Annotated in this window: 18 protein-coding genes, 1 tRNA gene and 3 pseudogenes; 8 read left to right on the top strand and 14 right to left on the bottom strand. The window is 64.2% G+C overall.

Annotated elements, in window-relative coordinates; translation table 11 throughout:
* Nucleotides 1-93: 93 nt before the first annotated feature.
* The 4 genes from clpX (at nucleotide 94) to ACP7AB_RS07140 (ending at nucleotide 4,702) form a co-directional block, all read left to right on the top strand.
* Complete coding sequence (gene clpX / locus ACP7AB_RS07155; RefSeq protein WP_425989739.1) at nucleotides 94-1,359, top strand: ATP-dependent Clp protease ATP-binding subunit ClpX; 1,266 nt, start codon at nucleotides 94-96, stop codon at nucleotides 1,357-1,359.
* A 141-nt stretch (nucleotides 1,360-1,500) separates the two neighbouring features.
* Nucleotides 1,501-1,839: a hypothetical protein gene (locus ACP7AB_RS07150; protein ID WP_425989741.1), complete on the top strand. Its 339-nt coding sequence runs from the start codon at nucleotides 1,501-1,503 to the stop codon at nucleotides 1,837-1,839.
* Between the two features lie 288 nt (nucleotides 1,840-2,127).
* On the top strand, nucleotides 2,128-4,530 hold the full coding sequence (lon, locus tag ACP7AB_RS07145) for an endopeptidase La (protein ID WP_425989743.1): 2,403 nt from the start codon (nucleotides 2,128-2,130) through the stop codon (nucleotides 4,528-4,530).
* A gap of 95 nt (nucleotides 4,531-4,625) precedes the next feature.
* A tRNA-Val gene (locus tag ACP7AB_RS07140) sits at nucleotides 4,626-4,702 on the top strand.
* 808 nt (nucleotides 4,703-5,510) lie between these two features.
* Here the strand turns inward: ACP7AB_RS07140 and ACP7AB_RS07135 are convergent.
* The 5 genes and pseudogenes from ACP7AB_RS07135 to ACP7AB_RS07115 form a co-directional block, all read right to left on the bottom strand.
* Nucleotides 5,511-5,714: pseudogene (locus ACP7AB_RS07135) on the bottom strand (IS6 family transposase); the annotation flags it as partial.
* A 90-nt stretch (nucleotides 5,715-5,804) separates the two neighbouring features.
* A complete protein-coding gene (locus ACP7AB_RS07130) occupies nucleotides 5,805-6,107 on the bottom strand; it encodes a HigA family addiction module antitoxin (protein ID WP_295525774.1) in 303 nt (100 codons plus the stop codon).
* Nucleotides 6,107-6,391 (bottom strand): type II toxin-antitoxin system RelE/ParE family toxin, encoded by a 285-nt coding sequence (locus ACP7AB_RS07125; RefSeq protein ID WP_425989745.1) that lies wholly within the window; start codon nucleotides 6,389-6,391, stop codon nucleotides 6,107-6,109. Before ACP7AB_RS07125 ends, ACP7AB_RS07130 begins: the two co-directional genes overlap by 1 nt.
* A 297-nt stretch (nucleotides 6,392-6,688) precedes the next feature.
* Entirely contained in the window at nucleotides 6,689-8,200 is a 1,512-nt protein-coding gene (locus ACP7AB_RS07120; RefSeq protein ID WP_425989747.1) for a PH domain-containing protein, read from the bottom strand.
* Nucleotides 8,197-8,679 (bottom strand): PH domain-containing protein, encoded by a 483-nt coding sequence (locus ACP7AB_RS07115; RefSeq protein WP_425989749.1) that lies wholly within the window; start codon nucleotides 8,677-8,679, stop codon nucleotides 8,197-8,199. Before ACP7AB_RS07115 ends, ACP7AB_RS07120 begins: the two co-directional genes overlap by 4 nt.
* Nucleotides 8,680-9,019: 340 nt before the next feature.
* On the opposite strand from ACP7AB_RS07115, the pseudogene ACP7AB_RS07110 reads away from it, so the two are divergent.
* From ACP7AB_RS07110 to ACP7AB_RS07095, 4 genes and pseudogenes are all read left to right on the top strand, one after another.
* Nucleotides 9,020-9,965 (top strand): annotated as a pseudogene (locus ACP7AB_RS07110) (IS630 family transposase).
* 191 nt (nucleotides 9,966-10,156) lie between these two features.
* Nucleotides 10,157-11,200: an extracellular solute-binding protein gene (locus tag ACP7AB_RS07105; RefSeq protein WP_425989751.1), complete on the top strand. Its 1,044-nt coding sequence runs from the start codon at nucleotides 10,157-10,159 to the stop codon at nucleotides 11,198-11,200.
* 59 nt (nucleotides 11,201-11,259) lie between these two features.
* Entirely contained in the window at nucleotides 11,260-12,822 is a 1,563-nt protein-coding gene (locus ACP7AB_RS07100) for an ABC transporter permease (RefSeq protein WP_425989753.1), read from the top strand.
* The gene (locus tag ACP7AB_RS07095; RefSeq protein ID WP_425989755.1) at nucleotides 12,809-13,834 is read left to right on the top strand and encodes an ABC transporter ATP-binding protein; all 1,026 of its coding nucleotides are present in this window, start codon (nucleotides 12,809-12,811) and stop codon (nucleotides 13,832-13,834) included. Before ACP7AB_RS07100 ends, ACP7AB_RS07095 begins: the two co-directional genes overlap by 14 nt.
* A 154-nt stretch (nucleotides 13,835-13,988) precedes the next feature.
* On the opposite strand, the gene ACP7AB_RS07090 is transcribed toward ACP7AB_RS07095, so the two are convergent.
* The 9 genes and pseudogenes from ACP7AB_RS07090 to ACP7AB_RS07050 all read right to left on the bottom strand — a co-directional run bounded on the left by ACP7AB_RS07090 (nucleotide 13,989) and on the right by ACP7AB_RS07050 (nucleotide 25,964).
* The gene (locus ACP7AB_RS07090) at nucleotides 13,989-15,236 is read right to left on the bottom strand and encodes a DUF3363 domain-containing protein (protein ID WP_425989756.1); all 1,248 of its coding nucleotides are present in this window, start codon (nucleotides 15,234-15,236) and stop codon (nucleotides 13,989-13,991) included.
* Nucleotides 15,237-15,564: 328 nt separating this feature from the next.
* The gene (locus ACP7AB_RS07085; protein WP_425989758.1) at nucleotides 15,565-16,512 is read right to left on the bottom strand and encodes a DUF2493 domain-containing protein; all 948 of its coding nucleotides are present in this window, start codon (nucleotides 16,510-16,512) and stop codon (nucleotides 15,565-15,567) included.
* A gap of 410 nt (nucleotides 16,513-16,922) precedes the next feature.
* On the bottom strand, nucleotides 16,923-17,339 hold the full coding sequence (locus ACP7AB_RS07080; RefSeq protein WP_425989760.1) for a single-stranded DNA-binding protein: 417 nt from the start codon (nucleotides 17,337-17,339) through the stop codon (nucleotides 16,923-16,925).
* A gap of 37 nt (nucleotides 17,340-17,376) precedes the next feature.
* On the bottom strand, nucleotides 17,377-17,742 hold the full coding sequence (locus tag ACP7AB_RS07075; RefSeq protein ID WP_425989762.1) for a single-stranded DNA-binding protein: 366 nt from the start codon (nucleotides 17,740-17,742) through the stop codon (nucleotides 17,377-17,379).
* 135 nt (nucleotides 17,743-17,877) lie between these two features.
* Nucleotides 17,878-19,158: pseudogene (locus tag ACP7AB_RS07070) on the bottom strand (strawberry notch C-terminal domain-containing protein); the annotation flags it as partial.
* Nucleotides 19,159-19,424: 266 nt separating this feature from the next.
* The gene (locus ACP7AB_RS07065; RefSeq protein ID WP_425989782.1) at nucleotides 19,425-21,146 is read right to left on the bottom strand and encodes a response regulator; all 1,722 of its coding nucleotides are present in this window, start codon (nucleotides 21,144-21,146) and stop codon (nucleotides 19,425-19,427) included.
* 5 nt (nucleotides 21,147-21,151) lie between these two features.
* Nucleotides 21,152-21,727 (bottom strand): chemotaxis protein CheB, encoded by a 576-nt coding sequence (locus tag ACP7AB_RS07060; RefSeq protein WP_425989764.1) that lies wholly within the window; start codon nucleotides 21,725-21,727, stop codon nucleotides 21,152-21,154.
* A complete protein-coding gene (locus ACP7AB_RS07055) occupies nucleotides 21,724-22,548 on the bottom strand; it encodes a CheR family methyltransferase (protein ID WP_425989766.1) in 825 nt (274 codons plus the stop codon). Before ACP7AB_RS07055 ends, ACP7AB_RS07060 begins: the two co-directional genes overlap by 4 nt.
* A gap of 5 nt (nucleotides 22,549-22,553) precedes the next feature.
* On the bottom strand, nucleotides 22,554-25,964 hold the full coding sequence (locus ACP7AB_RS07050) for a response regulator (protein WP_425989767.1): 3,411 nt from the start codon (nucleotides 25,962-25,964) through the stop codon (nucleotides 22,554-22,556).
* Nucleotides 25,965-26,275: the final 311 nt, after the last annotated feature.

Here is a 26,275-nt window from a genome sequence, read left to right as displayed (position 1 = left end):
TCATTTTTTGAATATCTTCGCGTCCATAGTGGTGGAATCAACGCGAGGAAAGCGCGTCCGTCTCCCAGAGCGGCGCGAGAGTGAGAAGGGTCTATGACCAAAGCAGCCGGCACCGACGCCAAAAGTACGCTCTACTGCTCGTTCTGCGGCAAGAGCCAGCATGAGGTGCGCAAGCTCATCGCCGGACCCACCGTGTTCATCTGCGATGAATGCGTCGAGCTGTGCATGGATATCATCCGTGAAGAGCACAAAATTGGTTTCGTCAAATCCAAGGATGGCGTGCCCACGCCCAAGGAAATCCGCGAAGTCCTCGACGACTATGTGATCGGCCAGAGCCACGCCAAGAAGGTGCTGAGCGTCGCGGTCCACAACCACTACAAGCGCCTGAACCACGCGACGAAGAACAACGACGTCGAGCTGGCCAAGTCGAACATCATGCTGATCGGCCCCACGGGCTCCGGCAAGACGCTGCTGGCCCAAACCCTGGCCCGCATCATCGACGTGCCCTTCACCATGGCCGACGCCACGACCCTGACCGAGGCCGGTTATGTGGGTGAGGACGTCGAAAACATCATCCTCAAGCTGCTCCAGGCCTCCGACTACAATGTCGAGCGGGCTCAGCGCGGCATCGTCTACATCGACGAAATCGACAAGATTTCGCGCAAGTCTGACAACCCCTCGATCACCCGCGACGTCTCGGGCGAGGGCGTGCAGCAGGCCCTGCTGAAGATCATGGAAGGCACCGTCGCCTCCGTGCCTCCGCAAGGCGGCCGCAAACATCCGCAGCAGGAGTTCCTGCAGGTCGACACCGCCAACATCCTGTTCATCGTCGGCGGCGCCTTCGCCGGCCTGGAAAAGGTGATCTCTGCCCGCGGGGCAGGGGCCTCGATCGGCTTCGGCGCCAAGGTGTCGAACGTCGATGAACGCCGCACGGGCGACATCCTCAAGGGTGTCGAGCCGGATGATCTGATGCGTTTCGGCCTGATCCCGGAGTTCATCGGCCGTCTGCCCGTCCTGGCGACGCTGGAGGACCTCGACGAGGAAGCCCTCGTCACCATCCTGACCGAGCCGAAGAACGCCTTGGTCAAACAGTACAAGCGCCTGTTCGAGATGGAGAACGTGGCCCTGACCTTCACCGACGACGCGCTGAATGCGATCGCCAAGAAGGCCATCACCCGCAAGACCGGCGCCCGTGGCCTGCGTTCCATCCTGGAAGGCATCCTGCTGGAGACGATGTTCGAACTTCCGACCTTCGAAGGCGTCGAGGAAGTCGTCGTCAATGCCGAGGTCATCGAGGGCAAGGCCCAGCCTCTGCTGATCTACGCCGAGAAGAAAAAGGCCGCCGACGGCGCCGCATAAGGCGGGTTGCAGGCAAGAGAACAGGGGCGGGGCCTTCGCGGCTCCGCCCCTTTTTCATGTCCGGTCGGTCAGTTCGTCGGCGGCCTGGGATGGAGATTCGTTTCTTCCGCCGCCGTCTGGGCATTGGCGCGGGTCTCATCGGTGACCGGACCGACATCGGCTCCGGTCGGGCTGGCCATGCTGGACTCTGCGGGCGCCATTGTTTCCGATGCGGCGTTGATGCTGGTCGTCGTGCTGGAAGAGCCGGCTGGCGCGCCTGTCGATGCGTCCGACCCCGCGCTGTCGGCGGACATCGCGTCGGCGCTCGCGGCCGCGGCATCGGCGGCCGGCACGGTCTCGGTGTCGCGGTTGCAAGCGGCCAGCGCCAGCAGGGATGCGGCCGCAGCCAGAGTGATGATCCTGTTCAAGAAGGTCTCCCAATCTCGGTTAATGTTGCGTCCGCAACGGCTCCGGTTGGGTTCGGTTGCTGATCGTGAATGAGGCTGCGGCGCACAGGCCACAGGGGCCTGTGTGGTCTCATTGCCGCCGAACGCGCCTGTGGAGGTCGTCCGACCCCGGACGGCTCCGTGTCTGCACGGTTCGTGCAGCTTGACTGGAGTTGCACGCGACTGTGCATCGTCCAGTGGCGACGCTTGAACCCCGGGGCCAAGGGGCCACATACTCACATGAACGCCGTCGGAATCGACGGGCCTCTCCAGGGTGTCGCTGCATATCGCGGGGCGTCAGGGGCGGGCGGACCGGAGATGATCGAAGGTCCTGGAGCGCATTATGTCCGAGAGTAAAATTCTGCCCGTCCTGCCTCTGCGGGACATCGTCGTCTTCCCCCATATGGTCGTGCCGCTCTTCGTAGGGCGCGAAAAATCCGTGCGGGCGCTCGACGAGATCATGAAGGGTGAAAAGCAGATCCTGCTGGCCACCCAGAAGAACAGCGTCGATGACGATCCGTCGCCGGACGCCATCTATCCGGTCGGCGTGCTCGCCACCGTGCTGCAACTGCTGAAGCTGCCGGACGGCACCGTGAAGGTCCTCGTCGAGGGCAAGGGCCGCGCCCGCCTGACCCGTTTCACCGACCGCGAGGAGTATTTCGAGGCCGAGGCCGTCGAGATCGAGGACGACCTGGGTGAACCCGCTCAGGCCGAGGCCCTGTTGCGCGCCGTGGTCGAACAGTTCGAATCCTATGTGAAGCTGAACAAGAAGGTGCCGCCCGAGGCCCTCAGCTCCATCCCCCAGATCACCGATCCGTCCAAGCTGGCCGACAGCGTCGCCGCGCACCTGTCGGTCAAGATCGCCGACAAGCAGAGCCTGCTGGAAACCATCGCCGTGCCCGCCCGTCTGGAGAAGGTCTATGGCCTGATGGAGGGCGAGATATCCGTCCTGCAGGTCGAGAAGAAGATCCGCTCGCGCGTGAAGCGCCAGATGGAGAAGACCCAGCGCGAATATTATCTGAACGAGCAGATGAAGGCGATCCAGCGCGAGCTGGGTGAGACCGACGATGCGCGCGACGAAATCATGGAGCTGGAGAAGCGCATCCGTAAGACGCGCCTGTCCAAGGAAGCCCGCACCAAGGCCGAGGCCGAGGTCAAGAAGCTGCGCAACATGAGCCCGATGTCGGCCGAGTCGACCGTGGTCCGGAACTACCTCGACTGGCTGCTCGCGATTCCGTGGGGCAAGACCAAGCAGAAGGCCATCGACCTGAACAAGGCCGAGGCCATCCTCGAGGAGGACCACTACGGCCTCGAGAAGGTCAAGGAACGGATCATCGAATATCTGGCGGTGCAGGCGCGCACCAATAGCCTCAAGGGTCCGATCCTCTGCCTTGTCGGCCCTCCGGGTGTCGGCAAGACCTCGCTGGCCAAGTCGATCGCCAAGGCGACCGGTCGTGAATACGTCCGCATGTCCCTGGGCGGCATGCGCGACGAGGCCGAAATTCGCGGTCACCGCCGGACCTATATCGGTTCGATGCCGGGCAAGATCATCCAGTCGATGAAGAAGGTGAAGACGACCAACGCCTTCATCCTGCTGGACGAGATCGACAAGCTGGGCGCTGACTGGAGGGGTGATCCGTCCTCGGCCCTGCTCGAGGTGCTGGATCCGGCGCAGAACAATGCGTTCGGCGACCACTATCTGGAGGTCGACTACGACCTGTCGAACATCATGTTCGTCACCACGGCCAACAGCCTGAACATGCCTCAGCCCCTGATCGACCGGATGGAGATCATCCGTGTCAGCGGCTACACCGAGGATGAGAAGGTCGAGATCGCCAAGCGTCACGTCCTGCCCAAGGTCACGTCCGACAACGGCCTGACGCCGGCTGAGTTCGTGGTGCCTGACGAACAGATCCGCGACCTGATCCGCTACTACACCCGGGAAGCCGGCGTGCGGTCGCTGGAGCGCGCTCTGGGCGGCCTGGCCCGCAAGGCCGTGCGCGAGATGTCCAAGGAAGGCACGACCACGATCACGGTCGACGCCGAGAAGCTGGCCAAATACGCGGGTGTTCAGAAGTTCCGCTATGGCGAGACGGACGAGGAGGATCAGGTCGGCATTGTCACGGGCCTGGCCTGGACCGAGTTCGGCGGCGAAATCCTGACCATCGAGGCGATCAAGATGCCGGGCCGCGGTCGCATGACCGTCACCGGCAACCTGAAGGAGGTGATGAAGGAATCGATCTCCGCCGCCGCCTCCTACGTCCGGGCGCGCTCGCTCAGCTTCGGCGTCAAGCCGCCGGTGTTCGAGAAGACCGACATCCACGTCCACGTGCCGGACGGCGCCACGCCCAAGGACGGCCCGTCCGCCGGTGTCGCCATGACCGTGGCCATGGTCTCGGTTCTGACGGGCGTGCCGATCCGCAAGGATATCGCCATGACGGGCGAGATCACCCTGCGGGGTCGCGTCACTGCCATCGGCGGCCTGAAGGAGAAGCTGCTCGCGGCCCTGCGCTCCGGCGTCAAGACCGTGCTGATCCCGCAGGAGAACGAGAAGGACCTCGCTGACGTGCCCGACAACGTGAAGGGCGCGCTGGAGATCATCCCGATCTCGACGGCCGACGAGGCGCTGAAGTGGGCCCTGACCGGCTCCCTGACCGCCGTCGAGTGGGACGAGGTGGCCGAGCCGCTGAACCCCGGTCCGACCCCGCCCCCGGCGGTCGACGGATCGACCGTCGTCAGCCACTGACCTGAACAGCCTCCCCGCCGTCCGGCGGGGAGGTTTTTCTTTGTTCCGATGCGACTTGAACCCGCCGCGTTCGCCGGGCACTTAGACCTCGTGGAGGGCGGCTAGCTCAGCTGGTCAGAGCATCTCGTTTACACCGAGAGGGTCGGCGGTTCGAACCCGTCGCCGCCTACCAACTTTCCCCTGCAAAATCAGAAATTTATGATGATTTTGCAGGGGAAGTTTGTTCCGGGTTCGGAGTATTACGTGCCAAGGGGGGCGGTAGGGGGGCAGTTTGTGCGGATTTCGCTGAACTGTCTTGGAACGACGTGAGCCCGCTGACGACCTGCTTGGGACCTGGCCCGATTAAGCCACTTGTTCATTTTTTGCCGTATCGGGAGCGCGTTCGCGGCCTTCGCGAACGGTGTGTCTCGGACCCGAATCTGGTCGGATGACGAACTTTGGGCGCGTTGCGCCGCCCCCGGCGAACGCACCGCGTTACTTGATCAAGAATCGTCATAGGGCCGTAGAACGAGCGGATGACCGACCCGGAACGCGTTGAAGCTCTATTGGACCTTGTCGATCCGGCACGCGCTGGCAATCCTCGTCGAGGGTCCGAGCTGGTCGTGTTGGGCTTGGCCGAGGTCGGGGGTAAGATCGGTCATCGTCCCACGAATGCAGGATGGGTCCTGATTGGCAACCGCAGAAGAGCCTTTCAGCTACGCTAGCGGCCGATAAATCATCCCTGACATTAGCATCCGGGCCACAATTTCGGGCCTATAGATCATACATATGGTCGATATATGCATCATGCATTGTGGATCGGCGTCGAAATCGGACCCCATTGAGAGGCGGCCCAGGTAGTTAAATTCACTATATAACAACACGTTGGCGCGCATGCTGACTGGCGTCTGTCGGGACCCCGTCTCACCCCGAGATATTAAGCTCATTCAATATGTTATTTCATATCGAGTGGGGTCCCGCCTTGCGCGCCGATCAACACACCGCCGCTTCTTCAGCCGCCGGGCGATCAGCGGTCCAAACTTGATCGTCCAGCCCTGGATCGTCTCGTAGCTGACGTCCACAACGCGGGCCGCCATCAGTTCCCCGACGTCACGAAAACTGAGGCTAAAACGAAAGTACAGCCAGACGGCATGACGGATCATATTTGCCGGAAACCGGTGGCGCTTGAACGAAATCGGCTTCACGAAACATTATCCCCGACAGCAGCTTACGCCGATTTTGCTGGGGACAAGTTAGCGTTGGTCTGACGGCACCGTCGAAGCAGCCTGAGCTCCTCAGGCGGCGACGAGAACCTTATCGACGACGATGTCGTCGGCACGGGCTCGAGCCTGCGCCATGTCATAGGTCGTCTGCATACGCATCAGCGTATCGGCCTTGACGCCAAAAGCCTTCTCGAACCGGATCGCCATATCGGCCGAAAGAGCAGTGTGGCCATTGAATAGGTTGCTGAGCGTCTGGCGGGTCACATGGAAGGCGGCTGCAAGGCGGTTGATACTCACGCCATGGGGCTCGACGACTTCGCTCTTCAGCCAGTCACCGGGATGAACCGCCAGCGAGGGGTGCATGGTCATAGCCATCAGTGATAATCCTCGAGGTCCAGGTCGGCGATTGTCGTTTCATCGATCTTGACGAAGCTCAGGCGCCAGTTCTTCGTCACTGTCATTGACCAGCGCCCGGCCTTGTCGCCAACCAACTCGTGCAGCCCGTAATTCGGCGGCACGGCCAGTTCGTCGAAACTGCCTGCGGCATCAATAAACGCCAGCATATTGCGGATACGAGTAGCGTCACCCACCAAGCCCTTTGCGTGGCCGGTCTCGAAAAACCGTCGCAGCCCTTTGTGGGTGATGCGTTCGATATCCATGACGCCTTATGTCAAACACAGCTTTACATGTCAACTGGTGTTTGACGTGGGTGACTGAGCGCCTCCTTCATTCGGTGTGGATCGGCGTCAAAATTAGACCCCATCGAGAGGCGACTTAGGTGATTGAATTTGCTGCATAACAGTATGTTGGTGCCCATGCTGACTGGTATCTGTCGGGACCCCGTCTCGCCCAGAGATTTTAAGCTCATTCAATATGTTATTTCATATCGGGTGGGGTCCCGCCTTGAACGCCGGTCAACAGTCCGACCGGGTTGGACGCCCGTCCGTCTACCTGACCTACCGCGCGTCTCCGCGAGTTTTACCGCCTAGATTGTTTGCGCGTTCGAGGAGGTCGCGGACGAAGGCTGAGGCCTGGTCCACATCGATGTCTTGGATATGTGGAGTGTGGATGCCGCGTCCACCGGCGGTGTCGATCCGCACCGTGGCGATCCCAAGCAGTCGCTGGATCGGTCCGCGCCGCACCGTGACAGCTTGGACATTGCCGTAGGGAATGGTCCAGTCGCGCTGTTTGAGGACTCCGCGCGATACCTGCACGCTGGTCTCGGCGAGCGCGTACCGGTGATGGCGGGGCCGCAGCAGCGCGACCGCTAGCGGGGCGGGCATCGTGATCAGAAACAGGGCGGCAAGCGGGAAGACGGTGGTAGAGCTCAGGATGATCACGGTCGGCAACAAGACGAAAGCGACAAGGGCACGCACGCCGTGCAAGGGCGAGACCGACCGCAGCCGTGACCGCTCGAAGGGCGGAAGTCCGGCCAGGGCGATGATGGGAGCCAGTTCCGCGGGCCGCGCAAAAGGAGCGAGTTCCTGGCGGCCAGAGAGGTGGTCGCTCCCACCCAGTGTCTGGACCTTGAGCGCCGACCAGCCCAGCCGACCGCTCACGGCACCGCGCTCGACCAGGCTGAGCTGGATCTGGCGCTTGGCCACCACCACTTCGGTGCGTGTCAACAGGCCCCGGCTGTAGCGAAACCGGCCCTCAGCATAGGCGAGTTTGAAGCGGAAGTTCTGCAACGTCGTCCGGATGACCCCGGCCAGCACCCCGACTGACAAAGCCAGGCCAGCCCCAGCCAAGACGACCGGTCCATTGATGTTCGATTTCAGCGTCTGCTCGGAAACGCCGAGCAGGTCCAGCCATTGGTCCCAGCCATAGCCGAGCGCCTGGTTCAGATACTGGCCGACGCCGAATATGGCTGCGACCCAGACGAGCGAGAAGCTGAACAGTCCGGAGTAGAGCAGGCGGGGCAGCCCTAATCTGAACAATATGGCTTCGGCCTCGTCGTCGGGTTCCCGGCCGGCTGCCTCTGCGGGGGCGCCTTTCGTTCGAAGGCCCCGGAGCACCTCTCGAAGCCGATACGCCTCCGAGAGGCTGACGCTGTCGAGCTGACCCTCGTCGGCCTCCCCGCCACCGGTCTCGATGCGGACCTGTGCAAGACCGAGCAATCGAGACATGGGACCCTGTTTGATCGAGACATCCTGGATCCGTTCGGCCGGGATCGACCGGCGGGTCCTATTGATCAGGCCGCGTGCGATGACGAGCTGCCCTGGCAGGATCTGGTAGGTGAAGGTCCGCCAGCGAAGCCAGCTGGAGACCAGAATGAGGCCCCCCAGCAGCGACATCCCTGCGACCAGCAGCCCGATCACAGCGCTTTCGCCGCGCGAGGCGACTAGGATCGCCGGCAGGGCGAGGAGGATGGAGGGCGAGCTCTGCAGGACCTGGATGAGGATGGTGCGCGGGTCGAGCCGGCGCGGCATCAGTGTCTCGGCCACGCTCGACGGATCGGGTTCGCTCACCAGGGCGCGTCGCTGATCCGGCCGCGGATCGCATCGCGGATTTCCTCGGCACGCTGGCGGCTTATACCGGGGAGCACCACAAGGCTGTTCTCGGTGCCGGCGGTGTGCAGGCTGAGGGTTGCGACACCCGCGCTGCGCTCGATGAGACCTTGGCTCACATCGATGTGCTGGACGCGAGAGAGCGGCACGATCGTGTGTGCGCGCGTCAGCCAACCGGACGCGACGTGCAGTTCTCTGTCGGTAAAGGCATAGCCCCACCTACGCCAGCGCCCCGGAACGAGGACGACGATCGACAGGAGGGCCAGTGCAACGACGGGTCCGGCGACAACCCCTGGGGGGAAGCCGCTACGCCATTGCAGATAGCCGTCAGCCATCGCCGCCATCGCCGCGAGGATCAGCCATCCAAGGGCTGACCGAACGCGTAGGACCGTGAGGAAGCCGCGCTCCAGCGATTGCAGCTTTACGAGTTCGACCGCCATCCCTCCCTTATGAGCCATCGGGTACCAGCGGCTCAAGCGCTGTCCAATCTGGCGGGATGCGTCACAAAAGCTGTGCCAACTCCCAAGCCCGCGACGCCTAAAGTGATCCTCCCCCGCAAAAGTGGACGGGGTTAGGCCGCTCTGCGTTCGGCCTCGGCTGGGCTGATGTAGCCCAGTGCAGAGTGCAGGCGACGGGGACGGACCGCGACGCATTTGAACGCGCCGTGCCGCTTCGTGGAATGACGCTTAGAGCGGCATCATATTGATCTGAATCGAATGGGGATTCCGTCGTTGGGCGAATTCTGATTCTCTGTGTCTGCCGGATGGGAGGCCGGCAGACATGACCCGACCCCTGTCGATGGATATCCGTGAACGGGCGATGGCCCGGCTTGAGGCCGGTGAGAGTACGCGCGCCGCAGCCGATGCGCTTCAGGTCGCGGTGTCGACGGTGGTGAAGTGGTCGCAGCGCAAGCGGACGACGGGCAGCGTGGCCCCGGCGAAGATCGGCGGGAACCGAAAGCCGGTGCTTGAGGACGTGGATCGGGCCTATGTTCGCGCCCGTTTGGCGGCCGAAGCCCATGTCACGCTGCGCGGGCTCCAGGCGGAGCTGGCCGAGCGGGGGACCCGGGCGAGCTACGGCGCGATCTGGAATTTCGTCCACGCCGAGGGACTGAGCTTCAAAAAAAACATCCGTCGCCGATGAACGGTCGCGCCCGGACGTGGCGCGGCGGCGCAAGCGGTGGAAGAGGCTTCAGCCCGGTCTCGATCCCGAGCGACTGGTGTTCATTGACGAGACCTGGGTGAAGACCAACATGGCTCCGTTGCGGGGCTGGAGCCGTCGCGGTCAGCGTCTGCCCGGCTACGCGCCGCATGGCCACTGGAAGACCTCCACCTTCCTGGCTGCCCTCAGACAGGACGGCGTCACCGCGCCCTTCGTCTTCGCCGGCCCGATCAACGGCGAGATATTCCGCCTCTATGTCGAGCAGGTGCTCGTGCCCACTCTCAGGCCCGGCGACATCGTGGTTCTGGACAATCTTGGCAGCCACAAAAGACGCGCTGTACGAGCCATGATCCGCGCCGCCGGCGCCCGACTATAATTCCTGCCGCCCTACAGCCCTGACCTCAACCCCATCGAGCAGGTCTTCTCAAAGCTCAAACACCTGCTGCGAAAAGCCCAGGAGCGATCAAGGGAGCGAACATGGAACCGCATCGGTCAGCTGCTCACCCTCTTCCCGCCCGACGAATGCCAGAACTACATCCGAAACGCTGGATACGCTTCCGTCTAAAATGATCCCGCTCTAGGCGCAAAGCAGGGGGGGAGGGGGATGTCCGATCCTGACTTAAAAGAGCGGTTGGGAGTGTCTGCTTCCAGGCTTTGACCTAAGCCGATGCCAGTTTGGGGCTCGGGCAGGACTTATGTTGCAGCGCGTTTGCGCTTGACCTGTCGATCGATCGAACCGAAACGGTCGATATGCACATGCGAACCAACCTCATTATCTGCGTTGCAGTTGCTGCACTGCTCGCCGCCTGTGGCCAAGATGGTGCCCGCCCCACCGCGGGGACCGATGCGGGTGTGGTCAATCTCTACACAGCCCGCCACTACGACACCGACGACGCCCTTTACGAGCGTTTTACCGAAGAGACCGGCATCCGCGTCAACGTCATTGAGGGCAATGCCGATCAGCTGATCGCCCGGATGACCAGCGAGGGTTCGGCCAGCCCCGCCGACCTGTTCGTCGCCGCCGACGCCGGTGCCCTGTGGCGGGCCCAGAGCGCCGACCTGCTGCAGGCTACGACGTCCGAGGCGCTGAACGCCGCAATCCCCGCCAATCTGCGCGACCCGGAGGGACGCTGGTTCGGCCTGAACCGCCGCGCCCGCATCGTCGCCTACGACTCCAACAAGGTTCAGCCGGCCGACGTCGACACCTATGAGGAGATCGCATCGCCCCGGTTCCGGGGGCAGCTGTGCGTGCGCTCGGCCGACAGCGTCTACAACCTGTCGCTGGTCGGAGCGCTGATCGAGGCCTGGGGCCCCGAGAAGACCGGCGAATGGGCCCGTGGCGTCGTCGCCAACATGGCCCGCCGGCCCGAAGGCGGCGATCGCGACCAGATCCGCGCCGTCAACGCCGGGGTCTGCGAAATCGCCCTGACCAACAGTTACTATTATATCCGCCTGGCCCACGGCGAGAATGCCTCCGATCGTGCGGTGACCGAGAAGGTCAAGCTGGCCTTCCCGTCGCTGGACGGCCAAGGGGCGCACGTCAACATCTCGGGCGGAGGCGTCGCCGCCAATGCGCCGAACCGGGACAACGCCGTCCGGCTGCTGGAATTCCTCGCTTCGCCCGAGGCCCAGACGATGGTCTCGGCGGGCAACAACGAGTATCCGGCCAGCCCGGACGTTCCCGCCCCCGCCCCGGCCGATGCATATGCCGACTTCACGGCCCATCCGATGTCGGTCGCGACATATGGTCCGCATCAGGCCGAGGCGCAGAGCCTGATGAGCGCGGCGGGCTGGCGATAGACTCCGAGGCGCTTTCCACGCTCCCTGACCGGCGCGCTCCTCGCGTTGGCGGGCTCACGATGCTTAGGCTGCTGGCCTGGCTGGCCGCTGGCGTCGCCGTCGCCCCGTTGATCGGGGTGATCGCTGCGGCGTTCGGGGATGGCGGTGCCGACATCGCCGCCTCCGACTTGGTTCGCTATGCAATGACCTCGGTGGCCCTGGCCGTCATGGTCGCCGTGGCCACCGCCGTGATGGGGTCGGTCTCGGCCTGGCTGGTCGTCATGCACCGGTTCCCCGGCCGGATGGTGTTCGCCTGGGCTCTGGCCCTGCCGTTGGCAGCCCCCGCCTTTGCCGTCGCCTATGCCTATGCCGATCTGTTCGATGTGGCGGGAGACCTGCGGACCTGGATGCGGGCCGTGCCCGGCATCGACTGGGGCCCCCAGATGCGCAGCCTGCCGGGCGCGGCCTTCGTGCTGTCGCTGGCCTTCTATCCTTACGTCTATCTGACCGTACGCGCCGCCTTGGTGAACCAGTCCAGCCAGGCGATGGAGGCGGCGCGCAGTCTCGGCTGTACCCCGATCCAGGCGCTGTTCCGCGTCGGCTTTCCACTGCTGCGCCCGGCCCTGGCCGCCGGCGTCGCCCTGGCGGTGATGGAGACCTTGGCCGATTTCGGCGCGGTCCAGTTCCTCAGCGTCCAGACCCTGACCACCGGCGTGGTGCGGTCTTGGTTCGTCTATGGCTCGCTGGAGGCTGCGGCCCGGCTGGCCCTGCCGCTGCTGGCGGCCGCCGCCGTCCTGCTGTGGATCGAGCGCCTCAGTCGCCGGGGCCGCGTCGATGAAGCTGGGCGCGCCCGCTGGCGTGCAATCGAGCCCACGCCGCTAAGCACCGGGCGCGGCGTGCTGGCCTTCGTTTTTTGCGCCGGCCTGTTGACGCTGGGGCTGTTCCTGCCCGTCGGATGGCTGGCCTTCAACGCCATCGACATCGACCCGGACTGGAGCCGTCTGACCCTCGCCGCCGGCCACAGCCTCGGTCTGGGCCTCGGCGGAGCCATCGCCACGGTCGCGCTGGCGACCTGCCTGGCCCTCAGCGCTGAGCGGATGCCGGTCACCGCCCGGATCAGCAGCCTGGGCTACGCGACGCCCGGGGCAGTCATGGCCATCGGCCTGCTCGCCCCGGCCTCCATCCTCTGGCAGAACGTTCCCGGCGCGGTGTCGGGTTTGGGTGCCGGGCTGATGTTGCTGATCTACGCCTATGCCGCGCGGCTGATGGCGGCGGCGCTGGAACCGGTCGAGGCCGGTCTGACCCGTGTCACTCCCTCGATGGTCGCCGCCGCCCGCACTCTGGGCAGGGGCGAGACCGGAGCCGCCCTGTCCGTTCGCCTCCCGATCGCGGCTGGTGCCCTGCTGACCGCCACCCTGGTCGTCTTCATCGATGTGGTGAAGGAACTGCCCGCGACCCTGATCCTGAGACCCTTCAACGTCGACACCCTGGCCGTCATCGCCGACAATTACGCGCGCGACGAACGCCTGCCCAACGCGGGTTGGCCCAGTCTGATGATCGTCGGCCTGACCCTGCCCGCCGTGATCTGGCTCACACGCAAGATCACGGCCTCGCGCCCCGGAGATCCGCATGGCCACGCCTGAGGCCATCGTCTCGGTCACGGGTGTCAGCCGCGCCTATGGCCGCAAGATCGCGGTCGACCATGCCGACTTGACCCTGTCGCGCGGCTGCATCCTGGGCCTGCTGGGCGCATCGGGCTCGGGCAAGAGCACGCTTCTGAGAAGCATCGCCGGCCTTGAGTCCGTCGATGCCGGCACGATCGCGATCGACGGGCAGATCGTCTCGAAACCCGGTCGCATGACCCCACCGGAGGCCCGCCGCGTCGGCATGGTGTTCCAGGACTTCGCCCTGTTCCCGCACCTGACTGTGGCCCAGAACGTCAGCTTCGGGCTGAAGGGTCGCCCCGACCGCGACGCCGTCGTCGCCGGCCTGCTGGAGCGCCTGCGTCTGGCCGACCGGCACAAGGCCTTCCCCCACGCCCTGTCCGGTGGCGAACAGCAGCGCGTCGCCCTGGCCCGTGCCCTGGCCCGCGATCCCGCCGTCATCCTGCTGGACGAGCCTTTCTCCAGCCTGGACGGATTCCTGCGGGCCGAGGTGCGCGAAGACCTGGTCCAGGCTCTGCGCGACAGCCGCACGTCAGCCATCGTCGTCACCCACGACGCCGAGGACGCCATGATGATGGCCGACGACCTCGCCCTGATGGACGCGGGTCGCATCATCCAGACCGGAACGCCGCAACACCTTTACGCTCACCCAACCTCGGTCGCAGCGGCCCGGCTGCTTGGTCCGCTCAATCTGGTCGTCGCTCGGGTGAGTGAGGGCGTCGCAACGTCCGTTCTGGGCCGGAAGGAATTCAGCGCGCCCGATGGGTCGGCATGGATGGCAATCCGACCGACAGATCTCAAACTGACCGGACAACAGGATGGGCTGGGAGCCCGCGTGGTTTCGGTCAGCTTTGCCGGGGGATTCAACGTCGTCAGGGCAAGGGCCGGCTTCGAAACGCTGTTGCTACATCTCACAGGCCAAGCGCCTCCAGTAGGGGCTACGGTCGGTGTGGTGGTGGATGCCGAACGGCTCATGATGCTGCCCGTTTGATGCGAAAACGTCGGGCGAACGATCGGTCCGGGGTGCTCGGGACGTTTCGAGCAGATTTGGTGATTGTTTGTCGCCTTTCGGGGTCGGTCGGCAAAGTCCGGACCTGGCGCGTTTGCGACTTTGTGAATTGCCGGTTGGCTCTTTAACAATCGCTTCATCGCTCCAATGTCGGCTGACCGCGACCTAGCTTGCCTAGCCTTGCCACCCCGCGATCGGTGCCAAGAATCTCGACGGTCTTGCCGACTGCGGGTGTGGTCGTCCCCGGGGCCAACCTCGCGTAGTGTTCCATGCCCGCGCGATCCTTCACCACCACGAACGGTGACGTCCCGACCTCGTCGTGCCGGCCGGCCTGAACGACCTGACCGTGCGCAGTCTCCGCTCCCAGTTGGCGTACTGACTTCGCACCCGCCATCCGCCTTTGGCTCAGCGTGCGGATCACGTCTCGCCGGATCTGCAAGGTGCGCAGCTTCGTCTCCGTCTGCGCATCAAGCCGGTAGCGGCTCCCTGTCCGTTCGGCCAAACCCAGCCGCTCCAAATGCCTCAACCGTCCCCTCGAGAGTGCCGCCCAGGCGTCGGTCCCGCCAACGCCATCGTCAACCAGCCCTTCCGCATCGGCGGCCTGCAGCAACCGCCGATCAAACCCTGTAAACCGATCGGCCTCGGTCTCCTTCCAGATGCGCCGCTCGGCGTCGGCACGCGACAAATCTCCCAGACGCTCCTGCGCCACCTCCTGCGCTCGGGCCCGAAACCCGTAGCCGATGTAGTCGCGCGGGATCACCAGATCGCGCCCGTCCGTGCGCTTTCCCCGCACCACCAGATGCGCATGAGGCTGGTCCGTGTCGAAGTGGCAAGTCCCGATCCACTGCAAACCGGGCTCGCCGAGGTCCGCCGACACCCGCCCCATCACCTCGCGTGTGTAGCCCTTCAAATCGGCGATCCGGTCCCCATGTTCCGGCGAGACGATGAACCGGAAATGATGCCGATCCGACCCCCAGTCCCGGGTCGCCTCGGCCGCGTTGCCAGCGTCATCGGCCCGGTCGAAGAACTCGGCTTGCGCCCCTTCCGCACCGGCGCCCGCCCGTCCCAGATAGCTGACGTGCGCGGCCAACGCCGCCGCCCGCGCCGAGCCCTTGCCCGCGTGCCGAGACACCAGCGCCTTGACGATCACCTTCTGCCGAACGTCCAGCCGGAAGGCACGCCCCGAACGCTTCTGCGCCGTCCTGAGCACGCCTGAACGGTCGCCGTAGGCGAAGAGCCGCGAAGAGGCGAGCCGCTGGAACATGGCCGTCCGCACATTGATCCGGTCGCACTTCAGGCTGGTCGGCAAGCTCACCCGACCGGCTTTGCTCCCTCGGTCGCCCGCCTCTTCGAGCCTCGCCTGGATGCCGCTTCTGACAGTCATGACATCGTCTCCGAAGACCCGACGACCCCAAAATCCGCCCTAACTCACCGCAAGTCATGAAAGCGTTTGAAGGTCGTCGTAAGATGCTGACAGCCTACAACAAAACAGACACCCTCTCATCTTCTTTTATCTTGCCCTGAGACCTAAACTACGACCACCCGTCTATGCTTATCATATACGCTCAACACCGATCAACAGTAGTGCCGCATTTTCTGTTGCGATGGTCTAACGCGATTCGCTTGCCGTCGGCGGATGCCTCCACCGCGGCCAAACGCAGAAAACCCGCCCGGCCGAAGCCGAGCGGGTCTCTAATTTCGGTTTCGTTCTGTCAGGCGGCTCGTGCCTTGATGGGGACGTGCCGCAGCCCGGACTCCATCGCCTTTTGCCCAAGGTTGAGCGCCGGTCCGAATGGCCGCTGATCTCCCGAGCGCGTCCGATCCACCGAATGCACCAAGGTGAGGCAGCAGGTGGGTTCAAGCGCGATCAGCTCGTCATTCGCTCTGAACGGAGCTGCCTTGCCGTGGGTGTCGAAATCCGCTCGAGCGAGGATCAGCTTCACCCCCTTCTGCTGGGCCCATTTGATCGCTAGCTTCTCAGCCCCCTTCGCCCCGGTGGTGGCAAGGGCCATGTCGGGCCACTCCTGCTTTGCCCAGTTCAGGGCGTCGAAGATCCGGCCCGCGTCGTCCGAGGTGTCAGCCGTCGGCGCGCCCCGGAAGGCGATCACCGGACCGCCCGGGTCGGCCTCTCCAGATTTCCGATTGCGGATCGCCCGGATCGCCTGTTTGGCTTCCAGCTGGGCCGCGGTCAGGTGCGTGCCTCGTCTCGTACCCCGCCAGGCCGTCCAGACCTCCCCGGTCGCGATAGTCCAGGTTTCCGACGCCGCGTCCCGGATCATCTCGCAGGCCTGCGTCGCCGTATCGCCTGCTCGGGCTTTTGCTGTGGCTTCCTGAAGCTCGGTATCGGCCGCTTCCGATCCGTCGAAGTCTCGATCGAGCGATCGCATCGTATCGCGTGACCGGTCAGCGTCTCGTTCGATCCGCCCGGCCGCCGAATGGAAGGCGCCGATCAGAGCCTCTCCCAGGATCGTCTGGTAGTCCTCCAGCGCCGTATCCGAGATCACGTCCAACAGCTCGGTCATGAGGGCTCGCCCAAGCTGAACCAGGGCGTCCTCTGTTGGATGCGGACGCTGATCGCCGAGCGAACCCGTCAGGTCGTCGAAGGCGGAGTTGGACTTCTGGGAGGCGGAGGCGATGAAGGGATTGCTGTAGAAGGTCATTGAAACATTCCTTGAGAATGTCGAGCGCCCCATGCGCAACGACCCCGATTTTCGGCACATTGGGCCCCGGAAAGTCACCGGAGCGGGCCGCCCTTCGCGGGCTGTGGAGGGGATAAGGCGAAGCCGTTGACTTTCAGGGTAATGTGACAAAATCGGAGGGCGTTGTGTGGGGGCAAGTCGTCGTCGCCCTTCGCGACGACGACACCGTTCGGCGCCGTCGCGCCGATACGAACAGATGGACAACGATCTTCTCGTCCGTCGGCGGCGGCGAGCCGCTGTCGTGGCATGGACGGTGATCCAAACAGCCAGTGACGGGGAGGGGCCTCGGCCTGTCGGTCGCCAGCAGTTAAAACAAAAAACGGCCCGACGCTTACGCGCCGAGCCGCAGATCGTTGATATGAGTTGGTAGATCAGAACGGGATGTCGTCGTTCAAGTCATAGCCGCCGGCGGGCACCTGCACTTGGTTGTCGCCAGCGGCGGTCTTTTCCGGCTGGATCCGCCGGTTCTTTAGCCGGATGTCGCCCACGATGAGGCGCAGGTCGTAGTGCTCAACGCCGTCCTTGCCGGTCCAGGTGTCGTTCTCGACATGGCCCTGGATCACGACGCGGCTGCCCTTCCTGGCGAACGGCTCGATGTATTTCTCGGTCGTCGCCTCGTTGAAGCACAGGCAGTTGAAGCCGGTGGTGCGCTCGCCGGGCGTGCCGTCGGCACGTCGGAACCGGGTCGTTTCCAGGACGCGGAAGCTGGCCCGCTTACGGCCGGAGCCCTGGGCGGACAGGATGGAGGGATCGGCGGCCAGATAGCCTTCCAGAGTAAGGGTCTGCATGGTCAGTCTCCTGATGATAAAAGTCGATTGATGGGGGTCAGGCGGCGAGGCGGTCGGAGCCGTCATCGTGGTCGGCGTCGATCTCCCGGTCTTCGGCCCAGTCGAGGACGGTCAGCCGGTTGATCACCAACTCCTTGGCCGTGCGCTCCTGTCCCTCGCGGGTGGCGTAGGCGGTGTCGATGAAGGCGCCGATCACGACGACCTCGCATCCCTTGGCCAGGCCGCGGGCGATGACCTTCTCGTTCAGGCCCTTGGACCAGCTGACGCAGTTTACGCCGACGATCCGGTCCTTGCCGGCGTTGTCGACGCCGCGCTTCTCGAGCAGCCGGAACGCCGCCTTGGCGAAGTCATCGCTGATCTGGGGGTCGGCCGCCAGTCGGCCGGTGAACACCATGGTCTGCATCTCAGTCTCCATTTGATCGAAGCGCCAAGTGAGCTGATCTCCCTCATCCCGCTTCACCCGAGACCTCCCTTCCTCCGGACCTCCTCCTGACCGGACGGGGCCTTCGCGCCTTCCGGTCAATTTGCCCGGTCCCGCTCATGCCGCCACGCCGTCGAGGACGGTCTGCACCGGATGTCGACGCAACACCGCCTCCACCACTTCAGGCCGGTCAACGGGCACGAACACCCGGGGCGTGAAGGCGATGATCTCGACGAAACATCCGAGCGCGACCAGGGCGTCCCGGTCAGTGCGACCCCCGACCACCTCGATCCGCCACCGATCCATGACCCGCGAGCGCTTCAGCCACAGCCCGCCGCTCAGCGAGAGCTGTACGTTCCGGTCCAGGATCGTGGCTGCGGTCTTTCCGCCGTCAGCCCAGGCCTCTGAGACATCGGTCAGGCCCAGGTTCGCTTTCAGGCTCCGGACCTGGACTTCGTCCAGCACCCGGCCCAACCAACGCCGCCCATCGGGCGCGCGCACCCGGCGAACGGAACATCCGCGCGCCGGCAGCCGACCCCAGATGGGAAGCAGGAGACCCGTGGCGAGGGTGAGCTGGCGCGTGCGCCAGGGATCGGTCTTGACGACCTCCTCATCCCAGACCCGCCGCCAATCGACGACGGTGGTCGGCTTCCAGGCGGATTCCTCAAATGCCTTCTCCGGCAGGGTCTGGCGTCCATCCGGGCGGACGAGCCGCACGGCGGCGACCAGCCGATCCTCATCCGTGGTCGTGGTCAGCCCCAGCTCTGCGACTGCAGCCCGTCCGGACTTTTCATTGACGACGAACTGGTGGGCGAGATCGTCGACCTGGGCCACCGCGTCGTCGGAGGTCAGGATCTCTCGGCGAACCCTGAGCGAGAAGGTAACCAGGGCGGTCTCCGCGCCCGTGGAGACGTCCGTCCGGATCGTCTCCTGATCCACCACCTCTAACGCCTCAGCCTCGATGTCCTCAAGGCCGCGGTCCAGATCGCCGGAGGCTGCGGCGCGTTCGAGGATGCCGGCCAGGATGCGGTCGAAGTCTACGAACACGGCGTTCTGGTCGGCGATCCGCAAGGCCAGCAGTCGGTTCAGGAAGGTGTGGATCGGCGGCAGATCGTCCGAGGGTTTGAGGCCACCGTCCGCATCGAGCAGCTTCAGGCCGGTCTTGGCCATGAAGGTCTCCAGGGTCATCGAGGCGAGTTCGCCGAAGGCGAGGGCGCCATAGAAAACCAGAAGGGCGCGCCGCGCCAAGGGGCTCTCCAGATTGTCCTCGGCCCGGAACAGACCGGCTCCGGCGGTGCGACGCTCCCCGCGCTTCAGCGCCCCCAAGGTATCCAGCCGCCGCGCGATGGTCGAGGTGAACCGCTTCTCGCCCTGGATGTCTGTAGAACGCCGTCGAAATCGGAAGCTATCGAGGCCGGCTAGGTGTTTAAATTCGCTATATAAAAATACGTTGGCGCACATGTTGACTAGCGTCTGCCGGGACCCCGTCCCGTGCCGAGATATTGAGCTCATTCAATCTGTTATTTCATATCGGGTGGGGTCCCGCCTTGAACGCCCATCAACAGCTCCAGATTCCAGACACTCGCTCGGCAGCCTGCGCTCACTCGCCGAACGTCGGCTTTCCGGTCATATGCTACCGGGGAGATTCGAACCTGAGCGGAAGTTCAGCCCGGTCGATTGACCCCGCCGCCGTCAAGCACCAGCCGCACCTTGATGGCGAGATCGTCGATGGTGAAGGGCTTGGAGATGAGGGCCACGCCGCGATCCAGGACCCCGTTGTGGACCACGGCGTTCTTCGTGAAGCCGCTCGTGTAGAGCACCTTCAGGTCCGGACGTGACTCGCGCGCCTTGTCGGCGAGTTGGCGACCATTCACGTCGGGCATGACGATGTCGGTGAACAGCAGGTCGACGCGTGACTGCACGGCGAGCACTGCTAGGGCTTGGGAGGCGTCGCCGGCCTGCACAACGGTGTAGCCGAAATCACGCAGGGCCTCGACCGACAAGAACCGGATCTTTTCGTCATCCTCGACCACGAGAATAACCTCGCCATCCTTGGCCCGGGCGGATTCTGCGCTGAGCGCGGGTGTCTCGCCGTCGAGGCCGGTTTCGGCACCGACGTAGCGGGGAAGATATAGCTTCACCGTCGTGCCGAGACCGGGCTCGGAGTAGACTTTCACGCTCCCGCCCGATTGCTTGACGAAGCCATGGACCTGGGAGAGCCCGAGCCCCGTTCCCTTACCGACGCCCTTGGTGGTGAAGAACGGGTCGAACACCCGTGCGATCACGTCAGCGGGAATCCCCGTTCCGGAGTCGGTGACCGAAATCAGGACGTACTGGCCGGCGACAGCCTCCGCATTGGCGACCGCATAGGCGTCATTGAGGTGCGCGTTCGAGGTCTCCACCGTCAGACGGCCGCCATTCGGCAGGGCGTCGCGCGCATTAATCACCAAGTTCAAGATCGCGTTCTCGAGTTGGCCCGGATCGACGAAGGCGCGCCAGAGGCCGCTCGCCAGCACGGTTTCCACCCGCAGGTGTTCGCCAATAGTGTGGCGAAGCATATCCGACATGCCGTCCACCAGCTTGTTGACGTCCAACGCGCGCGGCGCGAGCGGCTGCTGGCGGGAGAAGGCGAGTAGGCGCGCGGTGAGGGTGGCGGCGCGGTGGGCGCCGTCCAGGGCGTTGTCGATACAGACAAGGGCTCTGGCCCGGTCGGTGTCGAGGCGGCGCTTGGCGATGTCGAGCGAGCCGATCACGATCGACAGCATGTTGTTGAAATCGTGTGCGATGCCGCCGGTCAGCTGACCGATGCTTTCCATTTTCTGCATCTGCCGGACCTGGGCCTCAGCCGCTTCGCGGGTCTCCAGCTCCCCTTTCAAAGCAGCGTTCGCGGCGTTGAGCTCCGCCGTTCGCTCCCGGACCTGTTCTTCAAGGTGGTTCGCAGCGTCAGCGAGGGCCTTCGTACTGGCCTCGAGAGCGTCCCGCTGGACCTGGATTTGACGGCGCTGTTGGTGGAGGTCGAAGAAGACGTCGGCCTTGCCGCGAAGGATATCCACCTCGATCGGCTTATGAATGAAATCGACCGCCCCGGCCTCGTAGCCGCGGAAGCGGCGCTTGGTATCCGCGGTCCCGGCCGTGAGGAAAATGATCGGGATGTGCCGCGCGCGTTCGTTTCCGCGCATGAACTCCGCCAACTGGAATCCGTCAATCCCGGGCATCTGCACGTCGAGCAGGGCCAAGGCCACGTCATGCTTCAACAGGATTTCCAGGGCTTCCTCGCCGGAGCGCGCCTTGAGGAAGGCAAGGCCGTCGCGATGGAGCAGAGCTTCCAGCGACACAAGGTTCTCCTCGAGGTCATCGACGATCAGGAAGTTTATCGGTTCATCCATGCTGCTCACGAGGTCCCCAAGCCAACAAGGTATGCGGCTATTGCGTCTAACGACATGGGCCGCGCCTCCGCGCAGATTTCGAGCGCGGCGGTCGGCATCGGCGGCGCGAAGGCGGTCGCGGGGTCCTCCACCACGGTGACGCCCCCCACGGCGGCGACTGCCCGCAGACCTGCGGCGCCGTCCTCGTTCGCGCCCGTCAGGATCACGCCGACCAGGCCGGCGCCAAAGGCGTCCGCAGCACTCTCGAACAGCACATCGATCGAGGGACGCGAGTAGTGCACCGGCTCGTCCGCCGAAAGCGATACGATGCGGTCTGCCTCCACCAGCAGGTGATAGTCGGAGGGTCCGAAGTAGACGAAACCCGGAAGGATCGGCTCCTTGTCCTCAGCCTCTTTGACCACCACCCGGCACTTGGCCTGGAACAACGGCGCAAGCAGGTCTGAGCCATCGGCCGGGATGTGGACCACGACCAGCACGGGGATGGGATAGTCGGCCGGCAAGGCCGGCAGAATGCAGGACAGGGCCTGGATGGCCCCTGCCGACGCGCCGACGACAACGGCGTTCGCCCGATCTCCGCTCATAGGTCCCGCCGCCGGTAAATCTTCTCCTCACGGACGAACTCGGTGAAGGCGTCGGCGTGGTCGGAGAAGCGCAGGCTCTCCTTCGAGCCCAAGCCCAGGAAGCCCTTGCGGGCGAGGGAGTCGCGGAAAAGGCCCAACGCCCGGCCCTGTAAAAATCGGTCGAAATAGATCAGCACGTTGCGACAAGAGATAAGCTGAACCTCGGCGAAGACCGCGTCGGTGACCAGACTGTGATCGGAGAAGACCACGCGGCTGCGCAAGGTTTTGTCGAACACCGCGCGACCGTAGGCGGTGGTGTAGTAGTTGGAGAGGGACGACTTGCCACCTGACTTCTGATGGTTCTCGGTGAACACCTTGATGCGGTCCAGAGCATAGACGCCACTGGCGGCGGCCTCGAGCGCGCCCGGGTTGATATCGGTGGCGTAGAAGAGCGTGCGATCCAGAAGTCCCTCTTCGTGGAACAGGATCGCGAACGAATGCAGTTCTTCGCCGCTGCTGCACCCTGCGATCCACACCTTGAGAGACGGATAGGTTCGAAGATGTGGCACGACCTGCTCGCGGATCGCGCGGAAGTAACTAGGATCACGGAACATCTCGCTGACCTGAACGGTCAGGTAGTCAAGCAGGCGGGGGACCATGGCTGGATCGTGCAGCACCGCGTCCTGCAGGGCTGAGAAGCTGTGGAAGCCGAGTTGCGGGCAGGCCTGCTTCAGCCGCCGTTTGATGGACGCCCGCGCGTAGTTTCGGAAGTCGTAGTGGTAGCGTCGGAAAAGCGCCTCCAGAAGGAGGTGAATCTCGATGTCCTCGACGCCGTCACCCACCTTTGTCACCAGCGCGGCATCCACACGCGCACGAGGGAGAGCAGCTTGTCCACGTCGAGGGGCTTAGCCATGTAGTCGTTAGCGCCGGCCGCGAGGCAACGCTCCTGGTCGTCCGGCATGGCCTTGGCGGTCAGCATGATGATCGGCAGCTTGGCCCAGCGTGGGTCGAGGCGGACCCGACGGGTGGCGTCCATCCCGTCCATGACCGGCATCATCACGTCCATGAGGACAAGGTCGACGGGCCTGGAATCTTTCGCCCGCTGCGCGAGGGTGTCCAGGGCTTCCTGGCCGTTGCGGGCGATTTCCACGATCGCGCCCCGCGGTTCCAGAATGTTGGTCAAGGAATAGACGTTGCGGACGTCGTCCTCGACGATGAGGATCCGCCGGCCCTCCAGTACCGCGTCGCGATTGCGGGCCTGGTGGATCATCTTCTGCTGTTCGGCGGGCAGTTCGGAAACCACTTGGTGCAGGAAGAGAGAGACCTCGTCCAGCAGGCGCTCGGGCGACTTGGCGCTCTTGATGATGATGGAGCTCGAGTAGCGGCGGAGATTCTGCTCGTCCTTGGCTGTGAGGTCGCGGCCGGTGTAGACGATGACCGGCGGGTACGCGTAGTCGCCCTCCTTGCTCAGGGCCTCCAGCAGGGAAAAACCCGATGCGTCCGGCAGGGAGAGGTCGAGGACCATGCAGTCGAAGGTCTGCTTCTTCAGCAGGCGCAGGCATTCGGCGGCCGTGCCGGCGCTCACGGTCTCCACGTCGCCGGAACTCAAGAGCTTGCCCACCGCGTCGCGCTGCACCGGGTCGTCCTCCACGATCAGAACCCGGCGCACGGTGCGGGTGAGCTGAGCCTCCAGGGTTTGGAGGACCTCAGCCAGGTCCTCGCGACTGACCGGCTTGACCAGGTAACCGACGGCGCCGAGGGACAGAGCGGTCTGGGTGTGGTCGGTGGCGGAGACCACGTGGATAGGGATGTGGCGGGTCTCGTCGTCGCACTTCAGGCGGTCGAGCACCGCAAGGCCCGACTGATCCGGCAGGCCGACATCCAGCACGATGGCGCTGGGCTTGTAGCGCTTGGCCAGATCCAGGGCCTCTTCAGCAGTCCCTGCCAACAGGCACTGGAATCCCGTCTCGCGAGCGAGGTCGCGGACGATGCCGGCGAAGGCCTGATCGTCCTCCACCACCAGCAGGATGCGGCGAGTGCTTTCCAGATGCTCGCGGTCATCGTCCGCGGTGAACGCCGGGGCGGCGGGCCGGGAGGGCGGCGCGGGCTGGCCGGCCGCACCGGACGGGGGCACGGGCTCCGGCCGAAGGGCGACGTTGGACGGATCGTAAGCCAGTGGGATGGTGACGGTGAAGGTCGAGCCCTTGCCCGGCTTACTCTTGAGCGCGATGGAGCCGCCGAGCAGGCGCGCCAATTCCCGGGAGATCGACAGACCCAGCCCCGTACCGCCGTATTTGCGGTTGATGGTGCCATCGGCCTGGCGGAAGGCCTCGAAGATGGCCTGGTGCTGCACGGAGGAGACGCCAATGCCGGTATCGGCCACGGCGAGGGAGAGGCGGTCGCCTGCCCGGGCGATACGCAGAGTTACGCCTCCTTTTTTGGTGAACTTGAAGGCATTGGAGAGTAGGTTCTTGAGGATCTGCTCCAGCCGCTGGCGGTCGGTGGTGATAGCGGGCGGGCCGCCATCAGCGATGTCGATCGCGAAGTTCAGGCCGCGCTCGCCCGCCACTGGATCAAAGGTCTGTCGCAGGTCCGCAGCAAGCCGCGTCAAAGATACGGTCTCGAGCCGAACCTCAATGTGCCCGGCCTCGATCTTCGACAGATCGAGGATGTCGTTGATGAGATTGAGCAGATCGTTGCCCGACGACTGGATGGTGCGGGCGAACTGGACCTGTTCGTCCGAGAGATTGCGCTGAGGATTGTCGCCGAGCAGCTTGGACAGGATCAACAGCGAGTTGAGCGGCGTGCGCAACTCATGGGACATGTTGGCCAGGAAGTCCGACTTGTAGCGGCTGGCTTGCTCCAACTCCCGCGCCTTCAGCTCCACGGTCGCGCCGGTGCGGACCAGGTCGTCGCGCTGGACCTCGAGCTGCTGGGCCTGTTCCTCGAGCTGGGTGTTGGTCTGTTCGAGCTCGACCTGCTGCTGTTCCAATCGGACCTGATGTTCCTTCAGGGCGCGGCCCTGCTCCTCCAGCTCCTCGTTGGAGACGCGCAGCTCCTCGCTCTGGACCTGTAGCTCCTCGGCCTGGCGCTGGGCCTCCTCGAGGAGGTTCTGCAACTCGGTCCGGTAGCGCGCCGAGCGAAGAGCTACACCCACCGGCGCAGCGACCTGTTCCAGGAACACCTCGATGCGCTCGTCTACGGGGTGCAGGAAGCCGAGCTCGATGACTGCGTTGACCACCCCATCGGCGTTAAACGGAGCGATGACCAGATGGCGCGGCTTATCCCGTCCGAATGCCGAGCCCACGGTCAGGTAGCCTTCGGGGACGTCGTGCAGGATGAGAGGCCGGCCGTCGGCGGCGACGCGCCCAAGGAGCCCTTCCCGCGTTGCAAAGCTCTTGGGAATGTCGGCGTCCCCCGGGACGCCCAGTTGGGCGGCCCGCTCGAAATTGTCGCCTTCGCCCTTAAAGAGCACGCCCGCCTGGGCGCCGAGGTACGGGGTGAGGAAGTCCAGGACGCTCTCGCCAAGATGCTGAACGGTTTTGTCCCCGAGCATGGCCGTGCTCAGGCCCACTTGTCCGGCCTGCAACCACGCCTGCCGCTGACGAGCACTGGCCGCCCTGTGGATCAGAACCCCCAACACCAGCGCCAGCATCATGCCTAGCAGCGCTGCAAACACGCCGCTGGCAATCGCCGTGCGGGCCGCGACCTGCATTTCCGCTAGGCTCGCCACGCGCAGCCGTACTTCCTCCTGCCTCATGATGCCGAGCTGCGCCCGGATGGCATCCATCTCTACCTTGCCGCGATCGGTGTTCACCTCAGCCAGGGCGGCCGCGGCGCCCTCCGTGCGACGCAGATCCAGAGTTCGCTTCAGCACGGCGAGCCTGGCTTCGACATGGGCTTTGAGCTTGCCCAGCTCAGTCTGCTGGAGGGTCAGCCCGGCAATAGCGCTGAGCGCCAAATCGACCTCCGAGACCGCATCATCGTACGGCTGAAGGTATTCCTCGTTGCCGGTAAGAAGGAAACCACGCTGCCCCGTCTCTGCGTCCAGCATCGTGGAGAGGAGTGTGTCGAGAGCGACGATGACGTCATGCGTATGCGCGATCTTCGCGCTATCGCTCTTCATGATCTGGACGTTGGAAAAGGAGACAACGCCGCTGATCAGAAAAAACAACAGGGCCGCAATCACGCCAAGTGCGGTCCAGAGCCCCGTCCTGGATGCAGTGGTCGAGACGCTGAGGAATTTGTCTTGCGGCATTTTTCTCTCAAAGTATGGGAACGAAGAGTGTTGACGCCGTCTTCAGGTCCAGCTGATCAAGTTTGGCTACTTACTATTGTCGTCGATCGGGGCGGAACAGTTGTTCGAGTTATTCAGCCAACGCTACGAGCATGGCTCCAACGTACGGAGCAGCAGAGAAAAAGCGGAGGGCGCGCCTACGCTCGATGCTTTAGAGCCTGAACGAAAAAGAAGTTGGGTGATTTCAGTTCGTTGTGATTCTGTCGGAGTTGCGAAGCTTCGATGGAGACCACGATGGCCTGGACCGAAACCACCCGCCACCAGTATCGGCG

The organism is Brevundimonas sp. TWP3-1-2b1, from assembly GCF_049896165.1.
Taxonomy (GTDB): domain Bacteria; phylum Pseudomonadota; class Alphaproteobacteria; order Caulobacterales; family Caulobacteraceae; genus Brevundimonas; species Brevundimonas subvibrioides_B.
This window is presented reverse-complemented; position numbering and strand designations above follow the sequence as displayed.